At 70.1% G+C, this 18,170-nt stretch carries 18 protein-coding genes, 1 tRNA gene and 2 pseudogenes; 4 read left to right on the forward strand and 17 right to left on the reverse strand.

Annotated elements, in window-relative coordinates; translation table 11 throughout:
* Nucleotides 1-273: 273 nt before the first annotated feature.
* The 4 genes from IEJ02_RS43360 to IEJ02_RS43375 all read right to left on the reverse strand — a co-directional run bounded on the left by IEJ02_RS43360 (nt 274) and on the right by IEJ02_RS43375 (nt 2,735).
* A complete protein-coding gene (locus tag IEJ02_RS43360) occupies nt 274-954 on the reverse strand; it encodes a class I SAM-dependent methyltransferase (RefSeq protein WP_191069818.1) in 681 nt (226 codons plus the stop codon).
* A 101-nt stretch (nt 955-1,055) separates the two neighbouring features.
* Entirely contained in the window at nt 1,056-1,925 is an 870-nt protein-coding gene (locus tag IEJ02_RS43365; protein WP_191069819.1) for a M56 family metallopeptidase, read from the reverse strand.
* Nucleotides 1,922-2,296, reverse strand: a complete 375-nt coding sequence (locus tag IEJ02_RS43370) for a BlaI/MecI/CopY family transcriptional regulator (RefSeq protein ID WP_162001898.1) — start codon at nt 2,294-2,296, stop codon at nt 1,922-1,924. Before IEJ02_RS43370 ends, IEJ02_RS43365 begins: the two co-directional genes overlap by 4 nt.
* Nucleotides 2,280-2,735 carry a hypothetical protein gene (locus IEJ02_RS43375; RefSeq protein WP_191069820.1) on the reverse strand — a complete coding sequence of 152 codons (456 nt, stop codon included), beginning with the start codon at nt 2,733-2,735 and terminating at the stop codon, nt 2,280-2,282. The genes IEJ02_RS43370 and IEJ02_RS43375 overlap by 17 nt, the downstream gene beginning before the upstream one ends.
* Nucleotides 2,736-3,223: 488 nt before the next feature.
* Here IEJ02_RS43375 and IEJ02_RS43380 point away from each other — a divergent pair, with 488 nt between their 5' ends.
* Entirely contained in the window at nt 3,224-3,433 is a 210-nt protein-coding gene (locus IEJ02_RS43380) for a type A2 lantipeptide (protein WP_191069821.1), read from the forward strand.
* Nucleotides 3,434-3,786: 353 nt separating this feature from the next.
* Nucleotides 3,787-3,927, forward strand: a pseudogene (locus tag IEJ02_RS51480) (site-specific integrase); the annotation flags it as partial.
* Between the two features lie 71 nt (nt 3,928-3,998).
* On the opposite strand, the gene IEJ02_RS43390 reads toward IEJ02_RS51480, so the two are convergent.
* The 12 genes and pseudogenes from IEJ02_RS43390 to IEJ02_RS43445 form a co-directional block, all read right to left on the reverse strand.
* Nucleotides 3,999-4,074: transfer RNA gene (locus tag IEJ02_RS43390), tRNA-Arg, on the reverse strand.
* Between the two features lie 158 nt (nt 4,075-4,232).
* The gene (locus IEJ02_RS43395; protein ID WP_191069823.1) at nt 4,233-6,020 is read right to left on the reverse strand and encodes an IucA/IucC family protein; all 1,788 of its coding nucleotides are present in this window, start codon (nt 6,018-6,020) and stop codon (nt 4,233-4,235) included.
* Between the two features lie 212 nt (nt 6,021-6,232).
* Nucleotides 6,233-6,799 (reverse strand): annotated as a pseudogene (locus IEJ02_RS43400) (GNAT family N-acetyltransferase); the annotation flags it as partial.
* The gene (locus IEJ02_RS43405) at nt 6,796-8,103 is read right to left on the reverse strand and encodes a lysine N(6)-hydroxylase/L-ornithine N(5)-oxygenase family protein (RefSeq protein ID WP_191069824.1); all 1,308 of its coding nucleotides are present in this window, start codon (nt 8,101-8,103) and stop codon (nt 6,796-6,798) included. The gene IEJ02_RS43405 and the pseudogene IEJ02_RS43400, both read right to left, overlap by 4 nt.
* Nucleotides 8,104-8,129: 26 nt before the next feature.
* The gene (locus IEJ02_RS43410) at nt 8,130-9,716 is read right to left on the reverse strand and encodes a pyridoxal phosphate-dependent decarboxylase family protein (protein WP_317986069.1); all 1,587 of its coding nucleotides are present in this window, start codon (nt 9,714-9,716) and stop codon (nt 8,130-8,132) included.
* Nucleotides 9,717-10,126: 410 nt separating this feature from the next.
* Nucleotides 10,127-11,017: a siderophore-interacting protein gene (locus IEJ02_RS43415; protein WP_191069825.1), complete on the reverse strand. Its 891-nt coding sequence runs from the start codon at nt 11,015-11,017 to the stop codon at nt 10,127-10,129.
* A 58-nt stretch (nt 11,018-11,075) separates the two neighbouring features.
* Nucleotides 11,076-12,101, reverse strand: a complete 1,026-nt coding sequence (locus IEJ02_RS43420; RefSeq protein WP_191069826.1) for an ABC transporter substrate-binding protein — start codon at nt 12,099-12,101, stop codon at nt 11,076-11,078.
* 165 nt (nt 12,102-12,266) lie between these two features.
* On the reverse strand, nt 12,267-13,235 hold the full coding sequence (locus IEJ02_RS43425) for a PDR/VanB family oxidoreductase (protein WP_191069827.1): 969 nt from the start codon (nt 13,233-13,235) through the stop codon (nt 12,267-12,269).
* Nucleotides 13,235-13,471, reverse strand: a complete 237-nt coding sequence (locus IEJ02_RS43430) for a hypothetical protein (protein WP_191069828.1) — start codon at nt 13,469-13,471, stop codon at nt 13,235-13,237. The genes IEJ02_RS43425 and IEJ02_RS43430 overlap by 1 nt, the downstream gene beginning before the upstream one ends.
* Nucleotides 13,468-14,529 carry a Rieske 2Fe-2S domain-containing protein gene (locus IEJ02_RS43435; protein ID WP_191069829.1) on the reverse strand — a complete coding sequence of 354 codons (1,062 nt, stop codon included), beginning with the start codon at nt 14,527-14,529 and terminating at the stop codon, nt 13,468-13,470. The genes IEJ02_RS43430 and IEJ02_RS43435 overlap by 4 nt, the downstream gene beginning before the upstream one ends.
* Before the next feature lie 125 nt (nt 14,530-14,654).
* Nucleotides 14,655-14,933 (reverse strand): DUF4190 domain-containing protein, encoded by a 279-nt coding sequence (locus tag IEJ02_RS43440; RefSeq protein ID WP_191069830.1) that lies wholly within the window; start codon nt 14,931-14,933, stop codon nt 14,655-14,657.
* Nucleotides 14,934-14,938: 5 nt separating this feature from the next.
* Entirely contained in the window at nt 14,939-15,094 is a 156-nt protein-coding gene (locus IEJ02_RS43445) for a hypothetical protein (RefSeq protein WP_165556265.1), read from the reverse strand.
* A 150-nt stretch (nt 15,095-15,244) separates the two neighbouring features.
* Between IEJ02_RS43445 and IEJ02_RS43450 the strand changes: the two genes are divergently transcribed.
* Nucleotides 15,245-15,880 carry a TetR family transcriptional regulator gene (locus IEJ02_RS43450; RefSeq protein WP_191069831.1) on the forward strand — a complete coding sequence of 212 codons (636 nt, stop codon included), beginning with the start codon at nt 15,245-15,247 and terminating at the stop codon, nt 15,878-15,880.
* On the opposite strand, the gene IEJ02_RS43455 is transcribed toward IEJ02_RS43450, so the two are convergent.
* Entirely contained in the window at nt 15,846-17,177 is a 1,332-nt protein-coding gene (locus IEJ02_RS43455; RefSeq protein WP_191069832.1) for a M6 family metalloprotease domain-containing protein, read from the reverse strand. The two genes, IEJ02_RS43450 and IEJ02_RS43455, sit on opposite strands and share 35 nt — an antisense overlap.
* 303 nt (nt 17,178-17,480) lie before the next feature.
* On the opposite strand from IEJ02_RS43455, the gene IEJ02_RS43460 reads away from it, so the two are divergent.
* A complete protein-coding gene (locus IEJ02_RS43460; RefSeq protein ID WP_191069833.1) occupies nt 17,481-18,131 on the forward strand; it encodes a TetR/AcrR family transcriptional regulator in 651 nt (216 codons plus the stop codon).
* The last annotated feature ends 39 nt before the right edge of the window (nt 18,132-18,170 follow it).

Raw genomic sequence — 18,170 nt, forward strand, 5'->3', positions numbered from 1 at the left:
CCGTTCGAGCGCGTCGCCGACGCGCACCGGCTGCTCGACGGCGGTCATCTCCGGGGCAAGCTCGTCCTCACCGTCTGATCCCGTCGTGGGGCCTCCGCGGCCGCCCTCAAGGACGTGGCAGCAGAGGTCGGCATCTCCGGCCGCGATGCACCGCTGAGGTGCCTGAGCCCCGTCCGGTGCGCCCGCTGACCGATCAGGGGTCGATCAGGGGGTCGATCAGGGGGCACGTCGCGCCGCGCGGGGTCCGTGAGACTGTGAAGTCTCGCTCGCGGGTCACGCGGTGTTCTCCTGGGCGGCGATCTCGGCTTTGCGCGCGACGCCGATGACGCACGGGGAGCTGGGCGTGGTGCGGCCGTTGATGAGGAAGTCGAAGTGCCGTGCGCGTTCGATCCTGAATCTGGCGGCGGTGATGGCTGGTTCGGGATTCCGGGTGAGATTGCAGCCGCCGCCCAGCAGTGGCCATACCACGTTGATGATCCGCTGCCGCCTTGCCAGGCCGGGGCGTGTCGATCGGATGTGCTCGTAGAAGTACAGAAGCCCGCCCGGTCGTAGCACACGGGCGGCTTCCCTGAGCGCGGCGGGGACGTCGGCGATGGTGCACAGGACGAGCGAGGCCACGACTGCGTCGGCGGAAGCGTCGGGGACGGGCAGCGCCTCGGCCCGGCCCGCGCGGATCTCTACCGGCACCGGGGACCCGGCCGACGCCCGCTTTGCGAGTTCCCGCAGGTGTGGCTCGGGTTCGACCGCGATGACCCGCTCGACCTTCGGCGGGTAGTGCGGGAAGTTGGCGCCGGTTCCCGCGCCGATCTCCACGATCCGGCCGGTGGTCCCGGCCAGCAGCTCCCGCCGGTGTTCCAGGGCGCCGTGGGCCTCGGCGAAGGCGTTGATCCTCGGGTAGACGCGAGCGAAGAGCGCATGGCGTATCGGCTTCTCGCGGTCCGTCGCGGCGGCCATGGATGACTCCTCTCGGCGGGCAGGACCCCGAGCCTACTACGGCCGCGTAGTAATTACTATGCGGCCGTAGTAGATAAGGAGGGCTGGCTGCCCGCCGAAGCTCAGTGACCTCCTCCCAAGCAGGCCAATGGAGTTGTCGACATCAGCCAGGCGGAGCCGGTGATCGCCCACACGTGGAGCGCGGCCCCGGCGGCCGTGACGGCCACCTGTCGGTGTTCTGGACGCACGGGCGGCGGTATCGCGCCCTCAAGCTGCGTGATCCTGGCGGCGAGCAACGTGCGGTCCCCCATCGCGGCGGCGGGGGCGGCATCCGCCCATCGAGGAGTGTCGCCGGCCTTCAGCAGTGCCCCGGCCACGGCGCCGACGCCGCAATGAGCCATCGCGCAGCGGTCTGCCGCCAGTTCACGGTCGGCGGCGACCACCGTTCGCAGGTGGCGCAGGAGCGGCAGCGCGATGTGGCGTGCCGCCAGGAAATCGGCCACGAGCGTTCTGAGCGGATCCCGCCCACGGACGTGTTCGGCCTCATGAGCCAGAACCGCACGCAATTCGCCATCAGTCGCCGACTTCATGAGCCCGCTGCTGACCGTCACTCGAGGGCGCAGCAGGCCGTGGGTGAACGCGAAGCTACCGGCGCTCTCGATCACCTCCACTCGGGCGGTCAGGCCCGCCTGCCGGGCGATGGTGTGTATGGCCGCATCGGTGACGGCCGCGGCGCGGACCTGGCGGTCCATGGCCCGAGTCGCGCTGAGTCCAAGCCACAGCCGCCGGGCGGACCGTATGGCTCCGGCCGTGGAGAGGGCGAGCAGCGTGGCGCCGGCCCACGCGGCGCCCGACCGCGGGTCGGCTCCGATCCCGTGATGGGTGAACTGCCAGGCCAGAGCCGTGAGCACACAGCAGCCAAGGAAGGCCACCGCCGCGTGAATCGTCACGGACACCGTTACGAGAGTCCAGAAGGCCCGCTTGCCGGTCACGGCGACTGCTCCAGGAGCCGCCGAAGACGGTCCCGTAGCTGCGGATCCAGCGACGCCTCGGCGGCGAAATGCGCGACCGCGGCATCCCCGTGCGCCCGCAGCACCTCCCGTACGGCGATCGCGGCCTCATCCGCGACGGCGGCTGTGTACGCGTAGCCGCGCCCCTGTATGGCCCGATCGAGCAAGCGCTTCTCCGCGAGGCGAGTCATCACCGTCATCACCGTGGTATAGGCCAGCGGCCGCTCCCGGCCCTCGTTGAGCCGGTCGAGTACGGCGCGGACCGTCACTGGCGCTTGGACCTCCCAGCACACCCGCATGACCGCGCTCTCCAGTGCCCCCAGGGTCACTGTGATCTCACCTCCGTAGAGCATTGCCCACTACGCCAGAGTAGGAGGTTCGAACGCGTGCGACCGGCCGCGTGCCGCGCGGGAACGTGGCGCCGCGCTGCCGTGGCTCGCGCTGCTGGCACTGGGCCTGGCCTGTGCCGCGGCTCTGTACGGGTTGCACCGCACCGGCCGCCTCGCGGCCGTGCAGGCGCCTGAGCCACAGCCCGCGGCCGCCTGACGGGCCAATATGCGGGAACGGAGCGGCGGACGGGGACCAGCCCCGTCCGCCGCTCCTCACCCGGGACACCAGCCGTTTGACGTCCCGTTGGAGTAAGACGGCCAGGTTGCCGAGCGTCACGGAGGCGGCGGCGGAACGGCCGTCGGCGAGGAGAACCATGGCGGAACGGCCGTCGGCGAGGAGAACCATCGCCGCCACCGCCCCAGCGACCACCACGACCACGCCGCCCAGCAGTGCGTTGACCATTCCGGTGAGTCTCGGGATACGGCGGTGTGCACCCCTGTTGCCGTCAACGACTGCCGTCGCCACGACCAGCACCCCCGGCACAAACCCTCACCCGGAAACGAACGTCACTTTACGAACTGTCCACTCATAGCAGGGTTGCGGCCCGCAGACGCGCCCGTTAGGTGACGACCAGGTGCAACTTGGTCAGGGAGCGGCGTTGGTGCCGATGCCCTGCGCGTCAGCGAGGGAGTCGATGTTCTGCCAGCTGCTCGCTGTGCTGTGCTGGCGTCCGCCTGGTGCGGGTGTGACATGTGGGGGCCGTGTGGCGCAGTGGGAGTGAGGCGGCTGGTTATCGGCGAGTCGGGTCCGCAGGTTTTCCGTATCTGTGGACCTCCTTCTCCGGTACGGGCGGAGAGCCCTGCCCGTACCGGAGTCCGCGCCGGTCCCGGACCGCGGTTGTGGTCACGGCCGTCTCATGCAAGAGATCACTGACGAAAGAAGCGTGCATTATGTACAACGCCCAGATTGAGACCCGCGAGATCTCCGACGCCGACCTGGACGGCGTTGCCGCCGGCGCGGCCGGCGGGCTGGCCCTGCAGAGCCAGCCGGGCAACCTGGAGGGCGTCGGCGGCGTCGAACTGGCTGGCCACAGCGTCCTGGTGGATGGTGCGGCGAACCTGCCGAGCGGCCAGGCGGGCCTCAACGTCACCGCCGTCTGATCAGCCGCAAAGGCTGAACATCCTCGAGGCCTGAAGGCCCTCGGCTACACGGCGGATTCGAGGGGTCGTTGCAACACAAGTGATCAACTGGCTGTGGCCAGGAGGTTGGCGAGGCGCTCGGCTGGGGTTTCCCAGCCGAGCGTTTTGCGTGGTCGGCTGTTGAGTTCGGCTGCGACGGTGTCCAGGTCCTCACGGGCGTGGACGGACAGGTCTTCGCCGTGGGGAGATCCTGGGCCCGCATTGGCGTGGACCTGGACCGCCGAACGCTGACCGTGCGATCCCAGCTCCAGCGCGACGGCAAGGAGCTGTACGAGGACACCACCAAGAACCGTCGCGCGAGGACGTCGCGGCTGGGATCCCCCCGGCGTGTCGTGATGGAGATCCTGGGGCACTCGCAGATCGCGGTCACGATGAACGTCTATACGCACGTGAACGACGACAGTCGGCGTGAGGCGATGGGCCACATGGACCGGCTGCTCAGGCCTGGCAGGTAGAACTGCCGTCAACCTCTGCCGTCAACGCCCCCACGATCCAAGATCGCGGGGGCGTTCGGCCTGGTCAGGCATGGTGCCCCCGGCAGGATTCGAACCTGCGACACCCGCTTTAGGAGAGCGGTGCTCTATCCCCTGAGCTACGGAGGCCCGGCGTCAGGGCGGCATGGTGGTGCCGTCGTGGCGCACCGCCACAGTGTAGCGGGTTGGGTACGTGGGCGTTCGGGGGCTCCGGGGTGGGGTGGGGCCCTGATGTGCTCCTCGGGCCGGGGCGCCCCGGGCCGAGCTGGCGGGGTCCGTCGGGTGGCTCAGGCTCTCGTCCCCAGGCCTGCGATCGGGTTCTTCAGGGTGCCGATCAGCTGGAGGGCGCCGGCCGGGTCCTGGAGGTCCACCATTTCGCGGTTGTTGCGGAGCTGGAGGCGGTTGAGGCAGGAGAGGGCGAAGTCCTCGGCGAACATGTCGTACTGGGCGAATTTGTCCGCGAGGTGGGGGGTCGAGCGCTGGTAGGCCAGGACGCAGTCGGCGACCGTCCGCCAGAAGGTGTCTTCCTCCAGGAGGCCCTCACTGACGAGGATGCCGTTGAGGAAGCGGAGGAAGCAGTCGAAGACGTCGGTGAAGATCGAGAGGAGCTTCTTGTCCTCGGGGACGTCTACGCGGATGCGTTCCACGGTCGGGGGGAGGACCGCGGTGGGGTCCATGACGGCGATCTCCTCGGCGATGTCCTTGAAGATCACGCGCTGGACGGCGCCGTCCTCGATCACCAGGATGACGTTCTCGCCGTGCGGCATGAAGACCAGGTCGTAGGCGTAGAAGCTGTGCAGCACCGGGGTGAGGTAGGCGTCCAGGTAGCGGCGTAGCCACGTGGCGGGGGTGAGGCCGGATTCCTCGATGAGGGCGCTGACGAGGGGGGCCCCGTCGGGGTCGGTGTGGAGGAGGGAGGCCATCGTGGCCAGGCGCTGGCCGGGTTCCAGGGACGGGACGGGGCTCTCGCGCCACAGGGCCGCCAGCATCTTGCGGTACGGCGAGCCCTTCGCCGTGGCCGTCTCGTACTGGCGGTGGTGGTAGCCGATCGCCGCTCGTTCTCGGATGATGGAGAAACGGGTGGCGCGGAAGATCTCGTCGGAGGCGATCAGAGACGCCAGCCAGTCGTTGATGGCCGGTGTCGCTTCCATGTACGCCGCCGACAGGCCCCGCATGAAGCCCATGTTCAGCACCGACAGCGCGGTCTTCACATAGTGCTTGGACTCGTCGCTCGTGTTGAAGAACGTCCGGATCGACTGCTGGGCCAGGTACGCGTCGTCGCCGGGGCCCAGGCACACCAGGTGCTGCCGGGCGACCTCGGCGGCGAAGCTGACCGACAGCTTGTTCCACCACTGCCAGGGGTGCACCGGTAGCAGGTGGTAGTCGGCCGGGTCCAGGCCGAGGTCGGTGAGGGTCCGGGCGAAGCGGGCCCGGGTTTCCTCGCTCAGCTCCGAGTGGATCAGGGCGTCGTAGTCCAGGTCCGCGGAGGATGTGAAGGTGGAGCGGTCGCGGCGGGCGGCGAGCCAGATCAGGTGGACGGGGCTCGCGGTCTCGGGGGCGTACGAGAGGTATTCGTGGATGCCGAAGCCGAGGCGGCCGTTGTTGGCGACGAAGCAGGGGTGGCCCTCGGTCATCCCCGTCTCGATCTCCTGGAAGCCGGATTTGGCCAGCTGGGCGGCGGCCACCGGCTCGCCGGCCAGTTTGAAGGCCGTGCCGGAGAGGGTGGAGCTGATCTCCTCGAGGTAGACGGGGAGGATCTCCTGGCTCAGGCCGAGCCGCCCGCGCAGCTCGATGAAGAAGTCCAGTGCGTCCAGGGGGAGTTCGGTGCCGGTCCGGTCGTGGCGGGTGATGCTGTCCGCCTCGACCAGCCAGTGGTCCAGGGAGAGCACCCGGGCGGCGAAGCGGTAGGTCACCGCCCCGTCGCCGCTGGTCACGGCGTAGCGGCCGTCGGGGCCGAGCTCGGGGGCGAGCAGACGCTCGTGGGTGAACTCGGCGAGGGCCTTGCGGATGAGGAGGCGGCCTGCCCGGTCCCACAGGTCGGGGGTGAGGTGGGCGACGGCGTCGCGGGGGCTCATCGGGTCACTCCTTGGGCGTCGCGCGGGGCGGTCCGGTCGGCCTGGTTGGTCCGGTCGGTTTTTTCTGTTTGTTCGGTTCGTTCGGTCCCGTCGGTTCCCTCGGTCCTGTCGGTTCGTTGGATCCGGTCGGGGTCGGTCCGGGTGGTCCGGGTGGTCCGGTCGGTCCGGGTGGTCCGGTCCGCCCGTGCGGCATCCGCGGCGAGTGCGGTGCGCGCGGCCTCGAACCGCTCGCGGGTGCAGATGCTGAGGTAGGCGTCCTTCTCGGGTTTGGGGATCCGCTCGACGATCTCGAAGCCGACGGCCGCGTTGAGCGCGTGCACCGCGTCGTTGCGCACATCGGGCTCGACGACGACGCGCCGGACGTGCGGATCGGAGAAGCAGAACTCCATGACGGCGGTGATCACGGCCAGGGTGAAGCCGTGCACCGGGGTGTCGGCCGGCGCGCACAGGAAGTGCATGCCGATATCGCCGGGCCGGGAGGGGTAGAGACCGGCGAGTTCCACCCGCGACGGGTCGTACCGCTCGGCCAGGAACGCCGGGCGCCCCTCGTACAGGCCGATGAACGCCTCGTGGTGCGGATGCTCGTGGATCCTGCGGTACTCGGCGGCGACCTCCGCCTCGTCCGCCTCCCGCATCATCCAGAACGACGCCTTGGGGTGGGTCACCCAACCGTGCAGCAGCGCGGCGTCGGCCACCGGGTCCAGGGCGCGCAGGGCGAAGGTGCCCAGGCGCGCGTCCTTGTACTCGAAGATCGGTGGAGGCGAAGGCGAAGGCGTCATGACACGGCTCCTTCCGGTGCGCCGAACTCCTGGAAGGCGATGGACTTCTCCACCGGATAGTGCTCCCGCCCCAGCAGCTCCCGGATGATCCACGAGTTGCGGTACGGGCCCATGCCCAGGTCCGGTGAGGTCAGGCTGTGGGCGTGGGTGGCGCCGTTCTGGAGGAAGATGCCGCGTCCGGTGGTGTCGATGCTGTAGTTGCGGGCGACGTCGAAGCGGCCGTGGCGGTCCCAGCGGATGCGGTCGCGCACCGGGTCCAGGAAGGCGGGCACCTGGTAGCGGTAGCCGGTGGCCAGGACGAGCCCCTGGGTGGTGAGCGAGAAGTCCCGCTCCTGCTCCGTATGGCGCAGCCCGAGGGTGTACGTGGCGGACCGCTCGTCGTACGCCGCGTCGGTGAGCTCGGTGTTGGTCAGCAGCCGCGTGGGCACCGGGCCGCTCACGCTCTTCTCGTACAGGAGGTCGAAGATGCCGTTGATGAGGTCGGCGTCGATCCCCTTGAACAGGCCCTTCTGCTCACCTTCCAGCCGGTAGCGGGTGTCCTCGGGCAGCGCGTGGAAGTAGTCCACGTACTCGGGCGAGGTCATCTCCAGGGTGAGTTTGGTGTACTCCAGCGGGAAGAAGCGTGGGGAGCGGGTCACCCAGTTCAGCCGGTAGCCACAGGTGTCGATGTCGGCGAGCAGGTCCTGGTAGATCTCGGCGGCGCTCTGGCCGCTGCCGACGACGGTGATGGACTCCTTGGACTGCAGCGCCTGCTTGTTCTCCAGGTAGTCCGTGTTGTGCAGAAGATCGCCGCCCAGGCCCCGGCACACCTCGGGCAGATACGGCGGGGTGCCGGTGCCCAGCACCAGGTGGCGGGCGCGGTGCGTGGTGGTCTCGCCGCTTGCGGGACGCAGGGCGCGCACCGTGTAGAGGCCGTCGGCCTCGTCGTACTCGACGCTCGTCACCTGGTGGCCGAAGCGGATGGACGGCAGCTTCGCGGCGGCCCAGCGGCAGTAGTCGTTGTACTCGGCGCGCAGCGGATAGAAGATCTCGCGGATGTAGAAGGAGTACAGCCGCCCCGATTCCTTGAGGTAGTTGAGGAAGGAGTACGGGGAGGTGGGGTCCGCCAGGGTCACCAGGTCGGCCATGAACGGGGTCTGGAGGGTGACGCCGTCCAGCAGCATGCCCGGATGCCAGTCGAAGTCGGGCTTGCTCTCCAGGAACAGTCCGTCGAGTTCGTCGATCGGCTCGGTGAGGCAGGCGAGGCCCAGGTTGTAGGGGCCGAGCCCGACCGCGATGAAGTCGTGGGTGTGCGGGGTGGGCACGAGGGTCTCCGGCGGGGTGAAGGGGCTCAACTGGCGCGCGAGTGGCGGGGGCCGCTGAACTCGGGCTCGATGTGGAGGGCCAGGTACTGACCGGCGTGTTCGGCCAGCAGGTCGAGGACGTGACGGATGTCGCTCAGCGAGGTCTCCGGGTTGAGCAGGGTGAACTTGAGGTGGTGACGTCCGTCGACGACGGTTCCGGCGACGACCGCCGCACCGGAGGCGGCCAGCGCCTCCCGGGCGTGCAGATTGGCGCGGTCGACGAGGTCGGGGTCGCACGGCCCGTCCGACGGCGGTACGTAGCGGAAGACCAGCGTGGACAGCTGGGGCTCGGTGACCACCTCGTAGCGCGGATCGGTGTCCAGCAGGGCCCATGCCTCGGCGGCCCGCTCCACCACCTCGTCGAAGAGCGCCCCGACGGCGTCCGCGCCCATGATGCGCAGCGTGAGCCACAGTTTGAGCGCGTCGAAACGGCGGGTGGTCTGGAGGGACTTGTCGACCTGGTTGGGGATCAGCTTCCGGGCGCTGCGCTCGGGGTTGAGGTAGTCCGCGTGGTACGTGGCGTGGCTGAGCGTGGCGCGGTCGCGGACCAGGACGGCGCTGGAGCTGACCGGCTGGAAGAAGGACTTGTGGTAGTCCACGGTCACCGAGTCGGCGCGCTCGATGCCGTCCAGGAGGTGGCGGCGGGTCGGGGAGACCAGCAGTCCGCAGCCGTACGCGGCGTCCACGTGCAGCCAGGTGCCGTGCCGGGCGCACAGCTCGGCGATCTCGGGCAGCGGGTCGATGGAGCCGAAGTCGGTGGTGCCCGCGGTGGCCACGACGGCCATGACGACCAGGCCCTCGCGGCGGCAGCGGTCCAGCTCGTGGGCGAGGGAGACGGTCCGCATTCGGCGGTCCTGGTCGCAGGGGACCGGGATGATGGCCTCGTAGCCGAGCCCCAGGATGGCGGCGGCCTTCTGGATGGAGAAGTGGCTGACCTGGGAGGTGAGGATGCGCAGCCGGGGCAGGATCGCGGATTTCGCGATCGTCCCGCCGGCGGCGATGGCCTCCTTCTCGACCAGGGTGCACGCCTCGTCGCGGGCCAGCAGCATCGCCTGGAGATTGGACTGGGTGCCGCCGCTGGTGAAGATGCCGTCCGCGGCCTCGCCGAGGCCGATGCGCTCAGCGGTCCAGTCGATCAGCCGGCGCTCGATCAGGGTGCCGCCGGCGCTCTGGTCCCAGGTGTCGAGCGAGGAGTTGACGGCGGAGAGGACGGCCTCGCCGAGCAGTGCGGGGATCACCACGGGGCAGTTGAGGTGGGCGAGGTAGCGCGGGTGGTGGAAGTAGACGGCGTCCTTGAGGTAGACGCTCTCCAGCTCCTCGAGCGCGGCGTCCGGATCGCCGAGCGGGCGCTCCAGGTCGATTCCGGAGATCTCGGGGGCGAGCTCGGCGGGGGTGATGCCGGTGAAGGGGCGCTGGGCGCGGGCGACGGTGGAGGCCACCAGGCCGACGGCGTCGGTCACGGAGCGCCGATAGCGTTCCGCCGTACGGCCGTTGAAGAGGTGGGCCCTGCCATCCGCCGCCCCGGGTATCGGCTCCGGCGACGGGTCCTCAGCGGTCTGCGCGAGGAAACTCACGTTCTGTCCCTTCTGGAAACGAGCATGCGGGCGTGCGGAGGGCGCGGGCATGCGGCTGGGTGGGGGAGGGGGCGACCCGCGGCCTGACGGCCTGGTGGCCTGGTGGCCTGGTGGGCGTGCGGGGGTGCCGGAGGTGGCGGCAGGGCGCGCGGGGGCGCGCCGAGCGGCCGGCCGCCCGGCGTCCAGCGGTCGGTCCTCCGCGGTCCTGTTGAAGGATTCAGTTGTGCGCCGCGGTGGTGGATTACGCCGTGGGTCGCGGCTGTGGGGGTGATTCGGCCGTGGGTCGCGGCTGTGGGAATGACTCAGCTATGGGTCGCGGCTGTGGGGGGTGATTCGGCTGTGGGTCGGGGCTGTGGGCATGGCGCGCGGGTACGGTGCGCGGGTACGGCGCGGGGGTCGGTCGTCGGTGGTCAGTCGTCGGTCGCGGGGCCGGTGCCCGACACGGCCTCCTCGACGAGCTGTTCCTCGCAGGCGCCCAGGCGCCAGTAGCCGGTGAAGGTGACGGCCTTACGGTCGAAGCCGCGCTCGCGCACCAGGTGGCGGCGCAGCTCCTTGACCGTTCCGGCCTCGCCCGCGATCCAGGCGTACGGCGTGCCGTGGGGCAGCTCGGCCGCGCCCACCGCGTTCAGCAGCGGGGCGGAGCGCGGGGTGCCGGGGGCGACGGCGTCCCGGACCAGCCAGGTGACCTCGGCTTTCGCCTCGGTGCGCAGCTCCTGGATGTCCTCGGCGTGCTGGACCTCGAGCCACACCTTGACGGGGAAGTCGGCGGGCAGCCATTCGAGGATGCCCGCGATGGCGGGCAGCGCGGTCTCGTCGCCGCTGATCAGCGCCCAGTCGGTGCCGGACGGCGGCCGGAAGTCCACCCCGCCGTTGTCCTCCACCACCGGGCCCAGCAGGGTGACGCGGTCGCCGGCCTCGGCGCGCGCGGCCCAGCGGGCGGCCGGGCCGCTGTCGTGGTGGAGCGCGAAGTCCACGTCGATCTCGTCGGGGTCGCGGCGCTGTTGGCGCACCGTGTACGAGCGCATGATGCCGCGTTCGGCCGGGTCCATCGCCCGCCAGGCGGTGAACCAGCCCTCCCCGGCCTCGACCGGCACCACCGGGGCGGTCTGGCCGGGGTGCGGCAGGAAGAGTTTGAAGCGCTGGTCGCGGCCGCCGCTGGTGAAGTCCTTCAGACAGGCGCCGCCGAAGGTGATCCGCGTCATGGACGGTCCGAGCGAGCGGGTCCGTACGACCCGCGCGTCGAAGAACCGGAACGGGACGGCGGTGGTGGTGGGGGCGGTTTTGATGGCTGCGGTGGTCATGGGAGGGGGCTTCCCTTCGCTTGCCTGGGGAGGCCGGGGCCAACCGGTCGACTGACCGTCAGCTGACCTTCTTCGCGTCCTGGATGGCCTTGGTGAGGGATTCGACGAGCGGGGCGGCGCCGGCGTACGAGAAGCGCGGCTCGCTGCTCCAGGGGGCGATCTGACCGGCCTTGACCGCGGCCAGCTTGGACCAGGTCGGCTTGGAGGCCAGGGCCCCCGGCTGGAGGGTCGCGGTGCGGTTGTCGAGGAAGAGCACATCGGCGTCGTACTTGTCGGCGTTCTCCCAGCTGAGGCTCTCGAAGTAGCCGCCCTTGTCGGGCTTTTCGGGGACGACGAAGTCGACGCCGAGCTCGCTGAAGTAGATCAGGTCGGCATTGATCTTCGGGTTGGAGACATAGAAGAGATCGGCGCTGGCGGAGCAGGCCATGACCTTGATCTTGTGGGATTTGACGGTTTTACGCAGGGTCTCGGCGGCCTTCTCGAACCGCGCCTTGGCGTCCGTGACCTTCTTGGCCTTCGGATCGGCGCCGAGCGCCTCGGCCAGCGCGGCGTAGCGCTTGATGGGCTCGAGCATGGAGATCCGGCCGGTGGAGATGGCGGCGCTGGGGGCCAGCGAGAGGATCTTCTTCTTGCTGTCGTCCGGTATGTAGAAGAGCGCGCCCGGGTCGTACATGTTGGTGATCAGCAGATCGGGGCTGAGCGAGGCGTACTTCTCGACGTTGAACTGGCCCCAGGTGTTGCCCAGGGACGTGGCCTGGTCGACGGGGAAGTCGCCCGCCTGGACGTCCGGCTTGCCGTTCTTCAGCGTGGTCGGGCCGAAGACGCCCGTGATCTGCTTCTCGATGCCGAAGTCGTAGAGCGCGGCCGCCGCGGCGATGTAGGCGACGATGTGCTGCGGCCGGCCGTCGAGGGTGATCTTCTTCTTGCGGTCATCGGTGAACGACCAGGAGCCGCCGCCGTCGTCGCCGCCGGAGCCCGAACCGCCTTTGTCCCCACACGCGGTGACCAGGGCTCCGAGCCCGAGGGCGCCGCCCGCGGTGAGCAGACCGCGGCGGGAGAGGGGGAGTGCTCTGGCCTGGCGCATGAAGGTGCTCTCTCTCGATGCATACGGGGACGTGGTACGGGACGGCAACCCGAGGACGTAGTTAGGTTAGCCTAACCAACCTGTTTGTCCAGTGGCGGGGTCGTTCCGAACCTCACATCGAGGGGCTCATACGATCGAGGGCTCATGCGGCCGTTCAGGGCGAATTCACAGGTCCAGCACCAGTCGCGGGCCACGGCAGCGTGAGACGCAGATCATCATCGTCTCGCCCGAGGCCCGTTCCTCGTCGGTGAGCACGGAGTCGCGGTGGTCCACCTCCCCCTCGACGACATCCGTCTCACACGTCCCACAGGTGCCCTCTTCGCAGGAGTACAAAACCGGTACCCCGGCCGCCTCGACCGTGCGCAGCACGCTGCGCTCCGGCTCCACGGTGAGCGTCAGCCCCGAGCGGGTGAGCACCAACTCGAAGGCCCGGCTTCCCGATTCGCCGCCCGCGTCGTCCGTACGGGGCTGGAACCGCTCGGTGCGCAGGGACCCCTTCGGCCAGTCGCGGCACGCCTCCTCGGCGGCCTGGAGCAGCGGCTCGGGACCGCAGCAGTAGACGAGGGTGCCGGGACCGGCGGGGGCGGTGAGATACGGCGCCAGGTCGAGCAGCCCCTCCTCGTCCTGCGGCACCAGGCGCACCTTGTCGCCGTGGGCGGAGGCGAGCTCGTCCGCGAAGGCCATCGAGGCGCGGGTGCGCCCGCCGTACAGCAGCCGCCAGTCGGCGCCCGCGGCCTCGGCGGCGGCCGTCATGGGGAGGAGGGGCGTGATGCCGATGCCGCCCGCGATGAACAGATAGCGGGCCGCCGGGCGCAGCGCGAAGTGGTTGCGCGGCCCGCGCACCCGCACCGTGCTGCCCTCGGTGAGGGTGTCGTGCACCCGGGCGGAGCCGCCGCGCCCGGCGGGGGCGCGGAGCACCGCGATCCGCCAGGAGGCGCGGTCGGCGGGGTCGCCGCACAGCGAGTACTGCCGGGTCGGGCCCGCGTCGAGGACGAGGTCGAGATGGGCGCCGGGCTCCCAGGCGGGGAGGTCACGGCCCGCCGGGTGGCGCAGCGTCAGCGCCACCACGTCCGAGGCCACCTCCTCCCTGCGGGCCACGAGCAGGGTGTCCTCGTACTCGCCGCCGGGGTTCATCAACGGGGCTCCTTCCGGTGGCCGTTGGGCTGGTGTTCGGGGGGATCGGTGGGGTGGTGCCCGGCGGGAAGGTGTCCGGTGGGGTGGTGCCCGGTGGGATGGGCGAGCATCCACTGCCACAGCTCGACCGGGTCCTCGGCGGTGCGCTCGGCGCCGCAGTGACAGACCCCGTGCAGCACATCGGTGCCGGGCAGCCAGTCGATCCGGTACACCTCCGCCGTGGGCGTGCCCGTCACGGGGACGCCACCACCGGCGCGGTCTTCTCCCCTTCGGCGGCGAGGCGGGCGAGGATGCGGCGCGCGGCCAGACCGCCGGTGTCGATGTTGATGCTGAGCTCCTGATAGCCCTCGCGCTCGGTGTCCAGCGCCTTCTGGAGCACGTTCAGCGCCGCCACGTCCTGGAGCACCACGGTCCGGTTGAGGTCGTGGAGGAAGGTGGAGACCTCCTCGTCGTCCTGTGCGAAGTCCCGTGAGACGGCCCAGAAGTCGTACACATGGCGGTCGGTGGACGGGGTGATGGCGTAGGTGATCTCCACGTGGAAGGCGTTGGGATCGGAGCCGTCGGGCTCCGGCAGTACCCCGACCGGGGCGATCCGGCTGTGCAGCAGATACAGACAGGGCGCGTGGTACTCGATGTCCTGCCAGCGGGTGATGCGGCCCTCGATACCGGTGGAGCGGGCGTAGAAGGGCGGGCACTCGGCGTCGTCCATGTGCCGGCTGACCCGGACGACGCCCGCGCCCTCGTCGACCTCCGTGGTGATGGGAGTCTCGGCGACCTCGGGGGTGCCGATATAGCCGCCGTGCAGATACGTCTCGTGGGAGAGGTCCAGCAGATTGTCCACGAGCAGGCCGTAGTCGGCGTCGATCGGCTCCATGCCGCCCACCGTCGTCCAGCGCGGATCGGCCAGCCAGGGGGCGCGCGGCACCGCGCCGGGGTCGGCGAGCGCCGGGTCCCCGATCCACACCCACACCAGCGAGTCCCGCTCGACCACGGGGTAGGAGCGGACCCGGGCGGTGCGCGGGACGCGCTTCTGGCCCGGTACGAACACACAGGTGCCGCCGGTGTCGTAGGTGAAGCCGTGGTAGCCGCAGACGACCGTGTCGCCGTCGAGACGGCCGGCGGTGAGCGGATAGCGGCGGTGCACACAGCGGTCGGCGAGCGCGATGACCTTGTCGTCGGACTCGGCGCGGTAGAAGGCGATGGGCTCGTTAAGGATGGTGCGCCCCAGCAGCTCGCGGCCGATTTCGCGGCCGTAGGCGGCGACGTACCACTGGTTTTTCGCGAAGGCGGTCATGCGTGCCAGCGTGGTGACGCCCGTCACGCACGGGCAACGGCCCTTCCACTGAGTGGAAGGGCCGCGCGGGGAGGTGTGCCGTGAGGGGCCGTCGGCGGTGTGCCGCCGGTGGACCGCCGGGCGGGTCAGCCGCCGAACTGCCAGAAGACGGAGTGATTCAGCGTCAGCAGGACGATCAGCAGGACCACATCGGCGACGCCGAGGGTGAGTCCGAGCAGCGCCCGGCCCCTGCGGCGGGTGTCACGGGCGATGGCGAGCGTCCCGAGGACGATCGCGCAGGGCCCGAAGACCGCGTTGAACAGCAGCAGACCGATCAGACCGAGCACGAAGGAGGCGACGGCCATGCCGTCGGCGTCCCGGCGCGCCCGGGCCGGTGAGGTGCGGGACGGTGCGGTGAGTGCCATGGGTCTCAGCTCCCCTTCTGCCCGGTGCGTTCGCGGATGAAGAAGATCAGCAGCCAGGCGCCGATGGCGCCCGCGGCGGCGAGGAACAGGGGGAGCGGGGTGTGCGCCGCCGCCCCCAGAAGAACCCCCATCAGGGCGAGTGCCGCGACGATGAAGAGCATGGGTGCCTCTCTCGAAGTGACGATCCGGATGCGGTTGGCGTGCGGATGGTAATCGTTCGGTGAACACTTGGAATCACAACTGTTCACTGAGTTCCAGAGTACCCCGCCGAACCCTGGAAAAATTCAGCGAACGCCTGTTTACTGAATGATATGAGTCACACGTCCGGGGTCCGGCAGGCCCAGAAGGAGAAGACCCGGCGCGCGCTGATGGACGCGGCGTTGCGGCTGCTGGAGGACCAGAGCCTGAGCAGTCTGGGGCTGCGCGAGGTCACGCGGGCGGTGGGGGTGGCGCCGGCCGCGTTCTACCGGCACTTCCGGGATCTGAGCGATCTCGGTGTCGCGCTGGTCGAGGAGTGCCTGGGCAGCCTGCACCATATGATCGGCGCCATCCTCGCCGGTCAGGACGGTGATGAGGAGCGGATCGAGGCCACCGTCGACGCGGTCGCCGAGCATGTCCGCAGCTACCCCGCGCACATCCGCTTCATCGCACGTGAGCGGCATGGCGGGGTGCGCCCCGTGCGTCAGGCCATAGCCGCCGAGCTGGATCGATTCGCGGATGAGGTGGCCGGCGCCTTCCGCCCGCGGCTCCTGCCGGAATCCTGGCCGCCGGAAGATGTCCGGATGCTTGCGGAGCTGTATGTGGACCACATGGTGATGACGGCGACGGCGTTCCTGGAGGCGCAGGCCGATCACCCCGAGGCCGCGGACGAGCGGCGGGTGGCCGCCACGGCGCGCAAGCAGCTGCTGCTGATCAGCCTCGGGCGCCGCCACTGGCACGACGCGTGATCTCCACGCCGTAGTCGCCGGCCGCGTCCCGGCCGGTGACGCGGACGCGTATCCGTACGCCGTTCACCGCGGCGTCGAAGGTCTCGCCGGGCGCGTAGGCCGCGTCGCTGAGTCCGGGGTGGACGTTGCGCTCCCGGGTGCAGCCGCGGCCGTGGGGGGTGGAGTCCACGATGGTGATGGGGCCGCCGCCGGAGTCGACACCGGTGTCCACCCAGGAGATCAGGACACCGGGCTTGCATATGGCCTCGTCGTTGCCGCCGGTCGTCCGCGCCTCGATGGCGTAGCCGGTGGACGGCGAGACGGGGACGAAGACCAGCTTGGTGCCCTCCGCGCGGCTCAGCGGGGACAGGGTGTGCGCGAAGACCCCGGACCGGGCGGCACAGGCGATCTGCCGCGGGCCGAGCCAGCCCAGCTTCCACTTGTGCCAGGCCAGCAGGTCGTTGCCCGGGCCCCAGTCCTCGGACATCACGTCCCAGTGGCCGGCCTTGTCGCCGCCGCCCCGGGTGTAGAGGTCGGGCAGCCCGAAGACATGGCCGTTCTCATGGGGCAGGACGCGGAAGCCGGTGCGGCGCAGCGAGCCGGAGCCGTCGTCCTGGCGGCTGTAGACGAAGGAGACATTGGCCAGCGGAACGCCGTCGGCGGTCGGGGCGTGCTGGTTGTCGGCGTAGGTGACGGACAGCACGGCATGCGCGGCCGGCGGCCCGGCGTTCGGGGTGACCAGGACGTTCACCAGGTCATAGCGGCGGAAGTCGACCTTGGGGTCGGCGGCCTTGGCGATGTCGGCGACCAGTTTGCGATAGCCCGGGTCGAAGGGGCTGCCGCGCTTGATGCCGTAGGCATGGAACGGGCGCGGCATCCGCAGCCAGTGGGCGATCGGCATCTCGGGGCGGTAGTCCAGCCGTCCGTACGAGCTCTGCGCGAACCACCGGGAGGTCTGGGGGAAGAACTCCTCGAAGCGCTGGCGGGCGGTGCCCTGGCCGCGGACATCGGGAAAGTCGATCATGAGGTTGAGGGCGTGGACGGTGCCGGTGCTGCGGCTGTAGCCGTGGCCGGTGGGTATGCCCTCGGCCATCTGGAGCCCCGAACCCGAGGCGAGGGCGCAGGGCGCGAGCGAGCCGAAGTCCGGGCGCGCGGAGGGCGCCGGGGCCTGCTCGGGGGACGCGGGGGGCTCGGGACGCGGGGCCGCCGCCGGGGCGACCACCGCCACCGTGAGCACGGCGGCGGTGGCGAACGCGCTGGCTCTGCGGGGCCGGCGTATTCGTATGCGGGGGCGGGTGGTCCCATGCGTCTGGTCCATTGCCGACCACGGTGAGACGGCGTGGGCCGGGGCGCCCGTGGGGTGCCGCCGAACGGTGGAATGACCTGCTCCGTCCGGGCGACGGCGGATGCCGGGTAAGTGTGAGGCAGGTCACCTACGGACGCAGAAATTCCGGGGACTCATTCCCCGTTTAACCGAGTGAACGCATAAACGGGGACTCACTCCCCGGAAAAGTTGAAGCTCGAACGTCAAGGCCGGAGCACGGCGTCGCCGCCAAGCCGCCGGAGCACCGGCCACCGAGAACGGTACGCGCGGACGTCGTACGCAGAAGGGAGTGCTGTCATGGCCGCCGACACGATGAACGCGAAGTCCGTACAGCCCCGGCTGCGCGCGGACGCCCTGCGCAACCGGGAGCGCATTGTCGCGGCCGCCCGAGAGGTGATCGTCGAGTCCGGGGCGCACATCCCCCTCGATGAAATCGCTCGACGGGCGGGGGTCGGCAATGCCACGATCTACCGGCACTTCACGGACCGCCGTGAGCTGATCCACCATGTGGCGCTCTCGGTGATGTCCCGTGTCGCCGACCAGGCCGAATCCGCCCTGGCCGAGGAGGCCGACACCTTCTCGGCACTGCGGCGCTTCGTCCACGCCGCGGCGGACGAGCACATCGGCGCGCTGTGCCTGCTGCTCTCCGACGGCCTCGACAAGGAGCACCCTGATCTGATCGCCACCCGCGACCGTCTGGCGGACGGTGTCGAGGCCCTGATGGGGGCCGCGAAAGCCGACGGCAAACTGCGCACCGACATCGGCGTCGGTGACCTGATGGTCGCGCTCAACCAGCTCACCCGGCCGCTGCCCGGCAGCGGCTGTGTGGACTTCGAGCCCTTTGTGCACCGGCATCTGCAGCTGTTCCTGGACGGTCTGCACACCCCGGCGCGCTCGGAACTACCCGGAAAGTCCATGACCTTGGAGGATCTGCAGCACCGGCCGTGACGTGACATAAATCGCACCCGGCCCATCCCGGAGCACCGC

The sequence above is a fragment of the Streptomyces sp. 5-10 genome, assembly GCF_014712245.1.
GTDB lineage: Bacteria > Actinomycetota > Actinomycetes > Streptomycetales > Streptomycetaceae > Streptomyces > Streptomyces violaceusniger.

Bases quoted from the DNA above. Each gene is read 5' to 3' on its own strand.
- IEJ02_RS43360 (WP_191069818.1), bottom strand. From the start codon at position 954: ATGGCCGCCGCGACGGACCGCGAGAAGCCGATACGCCATGCGCTCTTC.
- IEJ02_RS43370 (WP_162001898.1), bottom strand. From the start codon at position 2,296: ATGCTCTACGGAGGTGAGATCACAGTGACCCTGGGGGCACTGGAGAGC.
- IEJ02_RS43375 (WP_191069820.1), bottom strand. From the start codon at position 2,735: ATGGTCAACGCACTGCTGGGCGGCGTGGTCGTGGTGGTCGCTGGGGCG.
- IEJ02_RS43380 (WP_191069821.1), top strand. From the start codon at position 3,224: ATGTACAACGCCCAGATTGAGACCCGCGAGATCTCCGACGCCGACCTG.
- IEJ02_RS43395 (WP_191069823.1), bottom strand. From the start codon at position 6,020: ATGAGCCCCCGCGACGCCGTCGCCCACCTCACCCCCGACCTGTGGGAC.
- IEJ02_RS43415 (WP_191069825.1), bottom strand. From the start codon at position 11,017: ATGACCACCGCAGCCATCAAAACCGCCCCCACCACCACCGCCGTCCCG.
- IEJ02_RS43420 (WP_191069826.1), bottom strand. From the start codon at position 12,101: ATGCGCCAGGCCAGAGCACTCCCCCTCTCCCGCCGCGGTCTGCTCACC.
- IEJ02_RS43425 (WP_191069827.1), bottom strand. From the start codon at position 13,235: ATGAACCCCGGCGGCGAGTACGAGGACACCCTGCTCGTGGCCCGCAGG.
- IEJ02_RS43435 (WP_191069829.1), bottom strand. From the start codon at position 14,529: ATGACCGCCTTCGCGAAAAACCAGTGGTACGTCGCCGCCTACGGCCGC.
- IEJ02_RS43440 (WP_191069830.1), bottom strand. From the start codon at position 14,933: ATGGCACTCACCGCACCGTCCCGCACCTCACCGGCCCGGGCGCGCCGG.
- IEJ02_RS43445 (WP_165556265.1), bottom strand. From the start codon at position 15,094: ATGCTCTTCATCGTCGCGGCACTCGCCCTGATGGGGGTTCTTCTGGGG.
- IEJ02_RS43450 (WP_191069831.1), top strand. From the start codon at position 15,245: ATGAGTCACACGTCCGGGGTCCGGCAGGCCCAGAAGGAGAAGACCCGG.
- IEJ02_RS43455 (WP_191069832.1), bottom strand. From the start codon at position 17,177: ATGGACCAGACGCATGGGACCACCCGCCCCCGCATACGAATACGCCGG.
- IEJ02_RS43460 (WP_191069833.1), top strand. From the start codon at position 17,481: ATGGCCGCCGACACGATGAACGCGAAGTCCGTACAGCCCCGGCTGCGC.